14 protein-coding genes are annotated in these 12,759 nt (G+C 61.7%); 10 read left to right on the forward strand and 4 right to left on the reverse strand.

Annotation, left to right across the window (positions count from 1 at the left end):
- Positions 1-26: 26 nt before the first annotated feature.
- From MON38_RS20645 to MON38_RS20655, 4 genes are all read right to left on the reverse strand, one after another.
- On the reverse strand, positions 27-746 hold the full coding sequence (locus MON38_RS20645) for a DUF305 domain-containing protein (RefSeq protein WP_241938050.1): 720 nt from the start codon (positions 744-746) through the stop codon (positions 27-29).
- 53 nt (positions 747-799) lie between these two features.
- A complete protein-coding gene (locus MON38_RS20650; RefSeq protein ID WP_241938051.1) occupies positions 800-1,759 on the reverse strand; it encodes a heavy metal-binding domain-containing protein in 960 nt (319 codons plus the stop codon).
- A gap of 65 nt (positions 1,760-1,824) precedes the next feature.
- Positions 1,825-1,956, reverse strand: coding sequence for a hypothetical protein (locus tag MON38_RS22780; RefSeq protein WP_277881587.1), 132 nt, complete (start codon positions 1,954-1,956; stop codon positions 1,825-1,827).
- A 132-nt stretch (positions 1,957-2,088) separates the two neighbouring features.
- On the reverse strand, positions 2,089-2,568 hold the full coding sequence (locus MON38_RS20655; RefSeq protein WP_241938052.1) for a hypothetical protein: 480 nt from the start codon (positions 2,566-2,568) through the stop codon (positions 2,089-2,091).
- A 403-nt stretch (positions 2,569-2,971) separates the two neighbouring features.
- On the opposite strand from MON38_RS20655, the gene MON38_RS20660 reads away from it, so the two are divergent.
- The 10 genes from MON38_RS20660 to MON38_RS20705 all read left to right on the forward strand — a co-directional run bounded on the left by MON38_RS20660 (position 2,972) and on the right by MON38_RS20705 (position 12,758).
- Positions 2,972-5,317: a heavy metal translocating P-type ATPase gene (locus tag MON38_RS20660; protein WP_277881588.1), complete on the forward strand. Its 2,346-nt coding sequence runs from the start codon at positions 2,972-2,974 to the stop codon at positions 5,315-5,317.
- Positions 5,318-5,352: 35 nt separating this feature from the next.
- Positions 5,353-5,730, forward strand: coding sequence for a cupredoxin domain-containing protein (locus tag MON38_RS20665; RefSeq protein WP_196956808.1), 378 nt, complete (start codon positions 5,353-5,355; stop codon positions 5,728-5,730).
- A 5-nt stretch (positions 5,731-5,735) separates the two neighbouring features.
- Positions 5,736-6,362, forward strand: coding sequence for a helix-turn-helix domain-containing protein (locus tag MON38_RS20670; protein ID WP_241938053.1), 627 nt, complete (start codon positions 5,736-5,738; stop codon positions 6,360-6,362).
- 112 nt (positions 6,363-6,474) lie between these two features.
- Positions 6,475-7,104 carry a DUF305 domain-containing protein gene (locus tag MON38_RS20675; protein WP_198979045.1) on the forward strand — a complete coding sequence of 210 codons (630 nt, stop codon included), beginning with the start codon at positions 6,475-6,477 and terminating at the stop codon, positions 7,102-7,104.
- Positions 7,105-7,176: 72 nt separating this feature from the next.
- Positions 7,177-7,491 (forward strand): DUF6122 family protein, encoded by a 315-nt coding sequence (locus MON38_RS20680; protein WP_241938054.1) that lies wholly within the window; start codon positions 7,177-7,179, stop codon positions 7,489-7,491.
- A 48-nt stretch (positions 7,492-7,539) separates the two neighbouring features.
- Positions 7,540-7,848, forward strand: a complete 309-nt coding sequence (locus MON38_RS20685) for a phosphoribosylpyrophosphate synthetase (protein ID WP_241938055.1) — start codon at positions 7,540-7,542, stop codon at positions 7,846-7,848.
- Between the two features lie 57 nt (positions 7,849-7,905).
- Positions 7,906-8,925, forward strand: a complete 1,020-nt coding sequence (locus MON38_RS20690; RefSeq protein ID WP_241938056.1) for a DUF4396 domain-containing protein — start codon at positions 7,906-7,908, stop codon at positions 8,923-8,925.
- A gap of 98 nt (positions 8,926-9,023) precedes the next feature.
- Complete coding sequence (locus MON38_RS20695; protein WP_241938057.1) at positions 9,024-10,274, forward strand: hypothetical protein; 1,251 nt, start codon at positions 9,024-9,026, stop codon at positions 10,272-10,274.
- A gap of 57 nt (positions 10,275-10,331) precedes the next feature.
- On the forward strand, positions 10,332-12,185 hold the full coding sequence (locus MON38_RS20700) for a DUF4209 domain-containing protein (RefSeq protein WP_241938058.1): 1,854 nt from the start codon (positions 10,332-10,334) through the stop codon (positions 12,183-12,185).
- Positions 12,186-12,758, forward strand: coding sequence for a hypothetical protein (locus tag MON38_RS20705; protein ID WP_241938059.1), 573 nt, complete (start codon positions 12,186-12,188; stop codon positions 12,756-12,758). It abuts the gene before it with no gap.
- The last annotated feature ends 1 nt before the right edge of the window (position 12,759 follow it).

The raw sequence follows: 12,759 nt of genomic DNA on the forward strand, positions 1-12,759 counted from the left end.
TCGGGCGTCGCCGCCGGCTGCCCGGATTACATCTTGTCGGCGTTCTTGTCGTGCCAGGCTTTGAATTCGGCGATTTCCTTCTGCTGGGCGTCAATCATCTTCTGGGCCATCTCCTTGAGCTTGGTGTCCTTGCCGTGAGCCAGCTCGGCCTTGGCCATGTCCACGGCGCTCTGGTGGTGCACCGTCATCATCATGTTGAAGTTCATGTCCGGGTCCGCCACCATTTTGGGCATGTTCTGCATCATGCCGTCCATCGAAGCCTTCATCTGGCTGGTGAAAGGGTCGGCCGGGTCCATGGGCTTGTAGTTGTTGGGGGCGGAGTCCAGGCGCTCGGCAATGGGCTCCATCTCGCCGATTTCCTTCTGCTGGTCGGCCTTGATTTTCTCGGCCATCTGCTTCATGGTGGCGTCCTTGCCGTCGCGCAGCTCGATGTCGGCCATGGCCACCGCGCCCTTGTGGTGCTCCAGCATCATGTGGGTGAAGTCGTGGTCGGTGTTGCCCTTCATCTTCATGGCGCTCATCTTGCCCATCATGTCGTTCATCGACGCCATCAGGGGCGAGTCGCCGGCCGTGCCGCTCTCAGTCATTTTGGAATGGTCCATGCCGGCCATGTCCCCCGTAGCGGGTTCCGTGGTGGCCGTGGTGGTTTCCGTGGTCGTGGTATCAGCGGTTTTGTCGCTGCTGCAGCTGCCGAGCAGCAGGGTGCCCGAACAGAGGGCGGCGAGGAAAAAAGCGGACTTTTTCATGCGTTTTAGATTGATTGAGGGTTGGGAATTGGAATTGAAAAACGGGGGGCACCTTAGCTGGCGGCCGGGCCCTTCACGTTGATGGTGAAGTCGCCGGTGTGAATCTTGCCGGCGTGGTTGAACTGCAGAAAAACGCGGTACAGGCCGGGGGCTTCGAAGTTGGTGTTGAAGCCAATGGCGGGGCCTTTGTCGGCCTGGTCGTTGGGGTGCACGTGCAGGTAGCGCTCGGTGTCCTCGCTGATGACCACGACGTGGCCCAGGGCCCCGAGGTAGTTGTCCAGGTCGGTCACGGGCTTACCGTCCTTGCTGATGGTGATTTTCATGCCCAGCAGCTGGCCGGTGTTCAGGGGCTTGTCAAACGCCAGGGTGGCCGAGTAGCCGTCCTTTTCCCATTGCATGTCGTCGTTCTTGAACTTTACTGGCGCGTAGGCCGGGCCCTTTACCGAGATGGGCTGGCGGCCCAGCTGGTGGCCCGAGCCCGTGGGCGTGTAGTCCTGAAACAGCACGTAGTCGCCGCCCTTGGGGAAGGTGTAGGCGGCCTTGTAGTTGCCCTGCGCGGTGTATTCGGGGTGCTCGTGGTAGAACTGGCCCAGGTCATTGCTCACGATGATGAGATGAATCTTCTTTTCGTGCACCACCGCCAGCGGCACGGGGGCGGCCTCGTTGCCCACTTCCTGCGGCGTGAAGACGAGCTGCGAGGGCCGGCCAGCGGTGAGCTGCACGGGCTGCGGCTCGAACTTCATGGCGTAGGTCTTGCCGTTGGCCACTTGGTCGTTGTGTTCGAGCTTCATGCCGCACTTGGGGCACTTCTCCCCTTCCTTGGTGCTGGTCACCTCGGGGTGCATGGGGCAGGCGTAGGTGTGGCCGCTGGCGTGGTCGGCGGTGCCTTCGGCCAGTCCATCCGTAGGCGTCGTAACGGTGTTGGTGGCGCTGCTCGACGTAGAATCGGTCGAGCAGCTGGCCACGGTAAGCAGGCTGGCTACGGCCAGCAAGGAAATGGGTAAGCGGAACATAAAAGGGGGTATGGGTAAGGAAATGGGCGCGCCAGCAGTGGCGGCCCGGGGTCAGTGGCGCCGGCTCAGGTCTGCCACTGCTGCCAGAGCACAAAGCCCAGGGCCGCGGCCAGCACGGCGTAGAGCAAGCCCGTGAGCAGGCGACGGAGCGGGCCGCGGGGTGGCGGGCCGGCGGCCGGTTCGCAGCAATCTTTCATTGCGGAGCAGGGTAAACCCGGAAGATGGAGAGGGAGGAAAAAGCCGTTTTAAACGGCGCGACGGGCAAACGAAAAGGCCCGCCCCGGACACAGCATAGCTGTGCCGGCGCGAGCCTTAGCGCGTCGGGGCAATCAGACAGTCAGAGACTGAATGAAAATGCGGATGTCGGGTATTTTGGGTTTTAGCTGCCGGCGAGCCACCAGCAGGACGGGCCGCGTGCGGTCCCATTGTTGAAAACGGACCACCAGGGCCAGCGGGGCCGGGGGCAGGGCCACCGGCATAAACGCCATCTTCTCAATGCCGGCTTTGGGCGGGTGCGCCAGCGAGGCCCACACGGCGGCGGCATCGTCCTGGCAGCAGGCTCCTTTGGGGCCGTGCTTATGCGAACCCGGCGTTTCGTGCTCGTCGTGGTGGTGCTTGGCGGTGGCGCCGTGCTCCTTCCCGTGGGAATGGGGCGCCTGGTGCTCGTGCCCATGCTTATGCCCGTGCGCCGGCGTACCGGCCGGGTGCTCGTGCTCGTGCCCAACGGCCGGTGCAGTGGGCATGGCCAGCGCGCAGACGACCTGCCCAAAGAACACGTTGAGGAAGACCACCAGCAAGGAGGCCGCCATCGTGCGTCGGGAATGGGTCTTGAGTCGGAACATTGGTACGAAGCAACGACAAAATTATTGGAAAGGTTTGAAAGCCGCGCTACTCGTAGGAAAGGATTCCCTTGGGTGGCTGCCGGCGGCACTCCCAGCCTATCCGGTTGTAAATGCGGATTTTAGGCCGTCAATAGGGGTTGCCGCTCGCTAGCCGAGCCCTTGCCAAATTGGTCAGTTGGAACCCACCTCTGGTAATCTTACAAGCCCGGCGGCTTAATCATGTACAACCGCCGCTGAATAATGGCGGGGCGCGCGAATGTTGCAAGCGCTAAGCTCAATTCTACACATCTATTGCCAACGGAAAGGAGTTTAGCAAGTGTTGATAAGTCAGCCGCGGATTCCCGCGGCTGCGCACTGTACCTTACCTGTTATGGAAACCACCCAGCATCACCATCCGGCTCCTGCCGCGCCCGTGGGGCCGCCCCCGGCCCCCATTGCCGGGACCGAAACGGCGACCCTCAACATCGAGGGCATGACCTGCGCTTCCTGCTCCAACTTCGTGGAGAAGGCCCTGAGCCGCACGCCCGGCGTCAAAAGAGCCACCGTCAACCTGGCCAGTGAAAAGGCCACCATCGAGTACCTGCCGGGCCAGATTGACCGCGCCGGCCTACGCGCCGCCGTGGAGCAGGCCGGCTACGGCGTGCACGAGGCCAGCCCCGCCGTGGCCGCCAACGTGCTGGCCTCCGACGAGGAGCTCGACGCCCGCAAAGCGGCCGCCTACGAGAACCTGAAGCGCCGCTTCCAGGTGGCCGTGGCCCTGGCGGTTGTGGTGATGGGTTTGAGCATGCTCATGCTCTGGCCCGCCATGATGAGCCGCGTGTCGATGCCCGTGCTCAACTACGTGCTGCTGGCCCTGACCCTGCCCGTGCTGCTCTACAGCGGCCGCGAGTTTTTCGTATCCGCCTGGAACGGCTTCCTGCACCGCACGGCCAGCATGGATACCCTCATTGCCGTGGGCACCGGCGCGGCCTTCCTCTACAGCCTGGCCGCCACGCTGACTCCGGGCTGGTTCCGGCAGCACGGCATCATGCCGGAGGTCTACTATGATACCACGGCCACCATCATTGCCCTGATTCTGCTCGGCAAGGTGCTCGAAAGCCGGGCCAAGTCCAAGACCTCGGCCGCCATCAAAGCCCTAATGGGGCTGCAGGCCAAAACGGCCCGTGTAGTGCGGGGCGGCCAGGAGCTGGACGTGCCCATTGAGCAGGTGCTGGTGGGCGACGAAGTGCTGGTGCGCCCTGGCGAGAAGGTGGCCACCGACGGGCTGATTCTCACCGGCAGCTCGGCCGTGGACGAGAGCATGCTCACCGGCGAGAGCCTGCCCGTGGAGAAAAAGGAAGGCGACAACGTGTTTGGCGCCACGCTCAACAAAACCGGCTCCTTCCGCTTTCGCGTGAGCAAGGTGGGCGCCGAAACCATGCTGGCCCAGATTGTGAAGCTGGTGGAGGAAGCGCAGGGCAGCCGCGCGCCCATTCAGCAGCTGGCCGACAAGGTCAGTGCCGTGTTCGTGCCCGTGGTCATCATGATTGCCATTGCCACGTTCGTGGTCTGGTTTGACTTCGCCCCCGAAGCCAGCCGCGTGCCGCTGGCCCTCGTGGGCTTCGTAGCCGTGCTCATCATCGCCTGCCCCTGCGCGTTGGGGCTCGCCACGCCCACGGCCATCATGGTCGGCACCGGCAAGGGCGCCGAGCACGGCGTGCTGATTCGCAACGCCGAGGCGCTGGAGAAAGCCGAGAAAGTGACCACGGTGCTGCTCGATAAAACCGGCACCATCACCCGCGGCGAGCCCGCCGTGACGGATTTTGTGCCCACCAACGGCGACACGCCCGCCCACCTACTGCCCCTGCTGGCGGCCGTGGAGCGGCAGAGCGAGCACCCGCTGGCCGAAGCCGTGGTGCGCTACGCTGATGCGCAGGGGGCCGCCGCTGGCACCACGCCGCTGACCGCCACCGCGTTTCAGGCCTACGAGGGCCGGGGGGCCGGCGCCACTGTCGACGGACAGGTTATTCTGCTCGGCAACCGGCGCTTGCTAAGCGAAAACAACGTGGTGCTTTCCTCGGAAACGGAGCAGGCCGCGGCCCAGCTGCTGAGCCAGGCCAAAACGGTACTCTACGCCGCCATCGGCGGGCACGTGGCGGCCCTCATCGGGGTGGCCGATACGGTGCGCGAATCCAGCCTGGCGGCCATCCAGGCGCTGCAGGCGGACGGCATTGAGGTGGTGATGATGACCGGCGACAACCAGCAAACGGCCGCCAAGGTGGCCGAGCAGGTGGGCATCAAGCGCTTCTTTGCCGAGGTGCTGCCGGCCGACAAAGCCAGCAAGGTGAAGGAGCTGCAGGCCGAGGGCCGCGTGGTGGCCATGGTGGGCGACGGCATCAACGACGCCCCCGCCCTGGCCCAGGCCGACATCGGCCTGGCCATGGGCGGCGGTACCGACGTGGCCATGGAAGCCGCCGGCATCACCCTGATGCGCTCCGACCTGCAGGGGGTGGTGACGGCCATCGACCTGTCGCGCCAAACCATGCGCACCATCAAGCAGAATCTGTTTTTTGCCTTTATCTATAATACGCTCGGCATTCCCATTGCCGCCGGGCTGCTCTACCCCTTCACGGGCTGGCTGCTTTCCCCTATGATAGCCGCCGCGGCCATGGCCCTGAGCTCGGTGTCGGTGCTCACCAACTCGCTGCGCCTGCGCGGCTACCAGGCCAAGGCCTAAGCCGGGCTATTTCTCTCCCTTTTGTTCTCGTTCTCATGGATACTTCTCAGATAATCGTGACCCTGGTGGGCGTGGGCCTGCTGGCGTTTGTCGGCTGGTTTTTCTTTCTGGCCCCGCACCGGGTGGCGGCGGCCGTGTCCTCGTCGGCGGGCGTGCAGCAGGTCGACATCGTGGTCAAGGGCGGCTACTCGCCCAACGTCATCGAGGTGGAGCATGGCAAGCCCGTGCAGCTCAACTTCTACCGCGACGAGGAAGGCACCTGCTCGGAGGAGCTGCTGCTGCCCGACTTCAACATCCGGCGCGACCTGGCCCCATTTAAAACCACGGCCATTGAGTTTTTGCCCAAGCAAGCCGGTACCTTTGAGTTCACCTGCGGCATGCACATGCTGCGGGGCAGCCTGGTCGTTAAATAAGGGTGATGCTACAGTCCGCTACTTCGGTGTTGCCGGCCCCCGTGGCCGGCGCTACCCGCCTCTCCATTCGCAACATGGTGTGCCCCCGCTGCCTGCGGGTAGTGCAGCGCGAGCTGGAGAAGGCCGGGCTGGTGGTGGACAACGTGGCCCTGGGCGCCGCCAACGTGCGCACGGCCGATGGCAGTCCGGTGGACATGCCGGCGGTGGAAGCCGCGCTGCAGGCGTTCGGCTTCGCGCTCGTCGACGACCCGCGCGACCAGCTGGTGGAGCAGGTCAAGGCCCTGGTGGTGGAGCTCATTCACTACACCCCGGCCGAGCAGCAGCCCTACCAGACCTACTCCCACTTCATCAGCGAGCGGCTGGGCCGGTCCTATGCTTACCTCTCGCACCAGTTTTCGCTGCGCGAGGGTCTGACGCTGGAGAAGTACATCATCCGCCAGAAGGTGGAGCGCGCCAAGGAGCTGCTCAGCTACCAGGACGCCAAAGTGGCCGAGGTGGCCCGCCTGCTGGGCTACAGCAGCGCGGCGCACCTGACCAACCAGTTTCGGCAGGTCACGGGCATGTCGCCGTCCGACTTTCAGGCCCTGGGGCCCGGCAGCGCGGGCCGGCTGAGCCTGCATAATTTGGCCTAAAGCTGGAAACTTTACAACGCCGGAGGACGAATTGTGCGCATACAGGGTGGGGCTTAGTTCGTTAAGAAGAAGGAGCATTTGCTCCATCATTCCGACTAAAAATCCTTTTCCCATGCTACGTTCCCTCCGCCTCCCCTTGCTGGCTTCCCTGTTCGCCTTTGGTGCCCTGACTTCCTGTAAAAAAGACGACGCCGATGGCCTGATGGTCATCGCCCACGACGACAGCGTGTACATGCGCAATATGCACGAAGCCATGACCATGATGGAGGCCATGCCCAAAACCCAGGACCCCGACAACGACTACTCCTCCATGATGATTATGCACCACCAGGTGGCCATCAAAAACAGCCAGGAGGAGCTTAAAAGTGGTAAAAGCGCCGAGATGAAGGCCATGGCCCAGTCGATTATCGACAAGCAGCAGGCGGAAATTGCCCAGTTCAACGCCTTCCTGTCGAGCCACCCAGCGCACGCCCCGGCCGTGCCTGATTTCAACACCCTGCAAATGATGAACATGATGCAGATGATGAAAGCCGTGGATTTGCGCCCCTTGACCGGTGACCCGGACTTCGACTTTGCGCAACTCATGATTGACCACCACCAGGCCGCCGTGGAGAACTCCGACGCCCTGCTCAAGTACGGCCGGGAAAACACCACCAAGGCGCTGGCCCAGCAAATCATCACGGACCAGAAGATGGAAATCAAGATGCTCCAGGATTTTCTGCTAGCCAATAAAAAGTACTAAGCAGCGGTTTGTTCACCTCCACAAGAGCGGCTTCACAGGAGCCGCTCTTGTGCGTTTTACCAGCTGCTATTTATGGTGCATGCCTTACTCCACATTTTGGTGCCCGGCGTGGTGGCGTTGCTGTTCTATCGGCCGCGCTGGCAGCGGGCGTGGCTGATTCTGGCCGCCGCCCTGCTGCTTGACGTGGACCACCTCTGGGCAACCCCAATGTTCGACCCCAATCGGTGCAGCATCAATTTCCATCCGCTGCACACCTACTGGGCCATGGGCAACTACGTCTTTATGTTGTTCCCGACCATGACGCGGGTGTGGGCCGTGGGCTTTCTGCTGCACATGGTCCTCGACTACGCCGAGTGCCTGCAGTTGGGCGTGCTGCTGCCGGGGTGAGTCACCGAGTAAAAAGCATTATTTCCTTGCCCAACGCCCCCAACGCTTATGGAATCCTACGACACGCTGACCGAAGCCCTGCAAGCCCTGCGCCGCCAAGGCTACACCGAAGATTTTAACCTGCGTCCCGACTGCCTGTACTGCGCGGCCTACGACGTGCAGCTGCCGCCGGAAGGCTTTCGGGTCGATTCCGTGTTCCGCTTTGAAGGCGAAACCGACCCGGCCGACCAGTCCATCCTGTATGCCATCAGTGCCACCGGCCTCGACCTGCGCGGGGTGCTGGTCAACGCCTACGGCGTGTACGCCGATTCGGTCACGGCTGCCATGGAAGCCAAGCTGCGCCTGCCGGCCGCCTGAGCCAGCGGCCCGTTCTCCTCGTCCCTTACTTTTCTCCCCACTGCCCCTATGAAGGACATGCCTACTCCTCCCCCGCTGTTTCCGGACTACCTGTTATGGGTATGGTTTGGCCTGACGGCCCTATCGGTCGCTTACGTAGCCTGGGACCTGTTCACCCGCACCCCGGAGATGAAGGTCATGAAGTGGGGCTGGGTGCTGGTTATGCTCTACACCGGGCCCGTGGGTTTGCTGATTTACTGGTTTTCCTGCCGCGAGCCCTCCCCGGGCACCCATGAGCAGTTTATCGCGCCGCTCTGGAAGCAGGCGGTGGGCTCCACCATCCACTGCGCGGCGGGCGACGCCACCGGCATCATCGTGGCGGCGGTTATCACCGGCTTTTTCAGTTTGCGCATGGGCGTGGACATCTGGCTGGAATACGCGGCCGGGTTCGCCTTTGGCCTGCTCATCTTTCAGGCGCTGTTCATGAAGGATATGATGGGCGTAAGCTACGGCGAGGCCCTGCGCAGCTCGTTTCTGCCGGAATGGATGTCGATGAATGCCATGATGGCCGGCATGCTGCCCACCATGGTGATTCTGATGACGCGGGACATGCGCGCCATGCAGGCCACGTCGCCCTGGTTCTGGGCCGCCATGTCGGCGGCCACGCTGGTGGGCGTGGTGGTGGCCTACCCCGTGAATTACTGGCTGGTGAAGAACAAGCTCAAGCACGGCATGGGCACCGAGCGCGCCCTGGGCCACGGCGGCGCGCCCCTGCCGGAAGCGCCCGCTACCGCGCATGCGGGCCACGATATGGCGATGATGGGCATGGCCGGCATGAGTCACGGTGAACCAGCGGCTACTCTGGCGCCTGCCCCGGCTGCCGCGCACTCCGGCCACAACATGGCCGCGATGCCGGGCATGGACATGGGGGATGCCGCACAGGTTTCGGGGCTTCGTAAAGCTGTTGTTACCCTGCTCACGCTGCTCATGCTGGCGGCGGGCTACTACCTGGCCGACCGCTACGGCGACTTGTCGATGCGGCCGGGGGAGGCCATGGGCGACATGCCCGGCATGCCCATGCCGGGCCACCGGATGTAGCCGGTCCGGGTGGGGCAGGCGTCAGCTCACGACGGCAGGATGGTGATTGGGGCGCGAGTTCTGTGCAACTTAGCTGCTTTATTAGCCCTGCGCCTTTTATGTCTGCTACCCTGCCGCCTCTTATTCAGCAATACAAAGCTGATTCCGAGTCCGTTTACAACACCTGGTTCATCAATAACGAGGAGCGCCTGAAGGCGTTTCGCTCCATCCGGCGCGGGGTGCAGCAGGTGGTCAAGGACATCAAAGCCGGCAGCTTCGGCAACGATTTTAAGGGCACCTCGCTCGAATTTGTGCTCAGCGTCATCAGCGAGCAGAAGCAGGTATTTCAGGGCGCGGCCCACCCCTTCTACTGGAAGCCCAAGCTGCGCATTCCCGACATCTACGAACACGAGGACAACAAGCGGGCCTTCGGCCAGTTTCTGGAAAGCTGCCTGGCGGCCACCACCGAGCAGCAGCTGCTCAAGGAAATCGATATTCTGGACCGCCGCAAAATCAAGGGCCTCGGCCCGGCGGTGGCCAGCATCCTGTATTTCCTGCATCCTACCCTGATGCCGCCCTGCAACACGGCCATCGTAAACGGGTTCAACGCCTTGTTCGGGGAAAAAATCAAGCTCGGCTCCTGGTCGGAGTACCTGCGGATGCGCGACCGGCTGCGCGACCTCAACCAGGAGCACCGCCAGCACCTGAGCCTCGACTACGGCGCGCTGAGCGGCCTGCTCTTCGACGTGGGGGTGAAGAAGATGATTGCCGGCGACCAGCAGTTTGCCACCGACGAGGACCGCGACAAATACCAGCAGCAGGCCCAGAAGCGCCACAAGGAGGTGCAGACCGAAGCCCAGGAGGAAAACCAGCACACCGAGATGCAGCACCACCTGCTGCGCGTGGGCAAGGCCCTGGGCTGCGACGTGACCACGGCCATCAACGACCGCAACCGCCTGTGCGGCGGGCAGAAGCTCTCGTTTCTCTGCCTTGACCAGCACCCCGAGCTGCCCGTGCCCGCTGAGGTGGCCAGCACCATCCGCCTCATCGACATCGTGTGGTTTGCCCCCGGCACCAGCCGCGTGGTGGCCGCCTTCGAGGTAGAAAAGAGCACCAGCATCTACAGCGGCATCCTGCGGCTGACGGACCTGGCGTTTTCCATGCCGGAGAACGAGACGGCTCTGTATCTGGTCGTGCCCGATGCCCGCGAGAAGGAGGTGCAGGCCCAGCTCTCGCGGCCGGCCATCCGGGCGGCGGGCGCCACCATCCACTACATCCTGTTCTCGGAGCTGCGCCAGCACTGCGAGGCCCTGTGCAAGTTTGGCGACTCGCCGGCGGCCATGCGCAAGATTGCCCGTAGCATCGGGTAGTTTTTTTGGAACTTTAACCCCCATTGTTGTCGGTTTATACTTGTCAACCCGTTTTGTATGCAGGATTTAGAACAGTATTTAACCTATTTGGATGAGGCCAGTGAGGATGTTAAAGATGTTCATGCGATTACCGAACACCTGAAAGAAATCGCGCAATACTTTGAGCAGGATGGCCAACCCGAGCCAGCCTGGCAAGCGCGCATCAACCAAGAGGTCATTGCGGCCGGAAAATCCCTGACCCAAGGCATCGGGTATCACATCAGCTTCACTCAGCGAGATGAAAATGGGGTGGAGCGTGAATTTGGCTGGCCGGATACTACTGCCTACGGCACCCGCGAATACACTTACATCCGGGAGCGATATGATGTTTGGCGCAACCTTTACTTCAGGAGCGAATACGGGTTGTTTCTGTTTCTGCGCAAGCAGCTTCGCACCAACGAAGAGGTGAAAGAGCTAGCCGATGCTTTTTTCCGGCTAGGAAAACTTTACCAGGAAAAAAACGCCGTGGACGATGGGGCCAAACATTACATGGTGCACGCGCTGGAAGCGTATCAACGCGCCTTTTACTTAGCTAACGCCCGGAAAAATGATGCGGCCGTGGGCCAGCTGCTGCGCATTATTGTCAGCCATCTGGTGGCCGTGCATGCTAATTGGAATTTAACGACTTCGCTTACTCTGATGGTGTTGGCCCGCCTGACGGAGCTGTTCACTGAACACTTCAAGGCGCTGGCAACTGCTGACCAGGCGCACGAGCTTTTGGCGCAAAACTGGCGGGGCGTGCACCAACTGGCCCTTACCTATCGGCACGGGGCCATTGAACTGGCAGAGCTGTCCTCGGAACTGGCCGCGAAAGCCGGTAGCGACCGGGACCGGTGGGCCGTATTTCAGGCCCAGCAGTACGAGTTATTGGCACAGGAGGCCGAGCAGCAGCCTAATTTAACGGCCGTGACCTTCGTCGAGCGGGCCCTGCGCATCTATCGGCGCCTGAAAGACGAGCCGAATAGCCGCCGACTGGAACAGGAATACCAGCGCCTGCGCACCGCTTTTTCCCTAACCAAGACCAGCACTCCCCTGCCCGATGATGCCAACCAGCAGCTTCTGCAGTACATCGAGGAGACGATAGCGGAGCGAGATGCCCTTGGCATTTTGCAGGAAGTGGCGATGACCCCCATGTTCCGCCGCTTGGACAATGTGGCCGAAGTCGCCCGAACCCAGCGCGACAGCTTCATGGCGATGTTCCCCAGCGTTATCGCCGACAAGCATGGCAATACCGTACAAACCTTTACCACGGCCGAAGAAAAAGAGCAGTTTCAGTTCCTTTCCACCTACGGCTTGCTGGCGCAAATATCAACCAGCGTGCTGGTCAAACTCATCCTGGAAGCATTCAAGGCCGACAAGCTGCATGCGACCGACGTTGAGTCCTATTTACGTGCCAGTTGGGTAGGTCAGCCCCGGTGGGTGGAGTCTACCGGCGAGCGGGAACTGACCCACCCCCTGCGGCTCATTATGTCCGGTGTCAACATATTGTTCCAAGAGTTGGAGCGGTGGCGCCAGGAGCCCGATTACGAGCCTGATTTCATCGCCTGCACGGACTCCCTAACCCTGAAGGTGGAATACCTGCTGCGCTACATTTGCGCCCGGCTGGGCCTGCCCACGTTCAAGCTGCGGGAAGGCTCGGAGGTCATTATGGAGAAACTGCTGGATGAGTTGCTGGCCGACCTGAAGAGCAAACTTGATGAAGAGGACCGGTTTTTTATCAAGTTTTTCCTCAGCGAAAAGGTGGGCCAAAACCTGCGCAACCGGGTTGCGCACGGCCTCATGGACGATACCGAGTATGGCGTGCAAAATGCTTTTATCGTACTTGCCATGATTCTAAAATTGGCTTCTTACGAATTTCAACCTGCTCAGTAAATGGAAACGCTAGTGAAACGGGCGCTCCCAGCGGCTGCCCCCAGCCGCTCCGTGAAGGCCATTGAGCGATACGCCCAGGCTTTTGAAGCCCGGATTGAAGTGGTGTTGAGCCACCGCCAAAAGAAGAAAAGCCAGCGGTCGACTCAACCCCTGGTTCAACTTATTGCGGCTGCCTCCGGCCGGATTAACCTGCAATCTCCCTTGGCTCTGCGCGTGTTTAGCCTGGAGCGGCAGGTGGAAGCGTTTCGTGCTTTGCAGCCGGATTGGGATACTTATGGCGCCCTGCCCATTCAGGAGGTGGCTATTCGTCAGGCGCGGCGTCTGCTGCACTTGTTATCCATGCAATTGACCGGTGCCCGGCCGCTCAGCATTCACGTTTTTCCGATGCGCGACGGTGGCGTGCAGATTGAGATTGACGGGGACGAGATGGAGATGGAAGTCGAGGTCCACCCCGATGGCACGGAGGATTACCTCGTGTTCAACCCGGAAGGGCAGCTGCTGCCCACCAGAAATACCCTTACCAGTGCTTTGCGCCAGTTTGCCAACCCTTTACAAATGTTTCAGGTCGGGTAAG

The sequence above is a fragment of the Hymenobacter cyanobacteriorum genome (assembly GCF_022631375.1).
GTDB lineage: Bacteria > Bacteroidota > Bacteroidia > Cytophagales > Hymenobacteraceae > Hymenobacter > Hymenobacter cyanobacteriorum.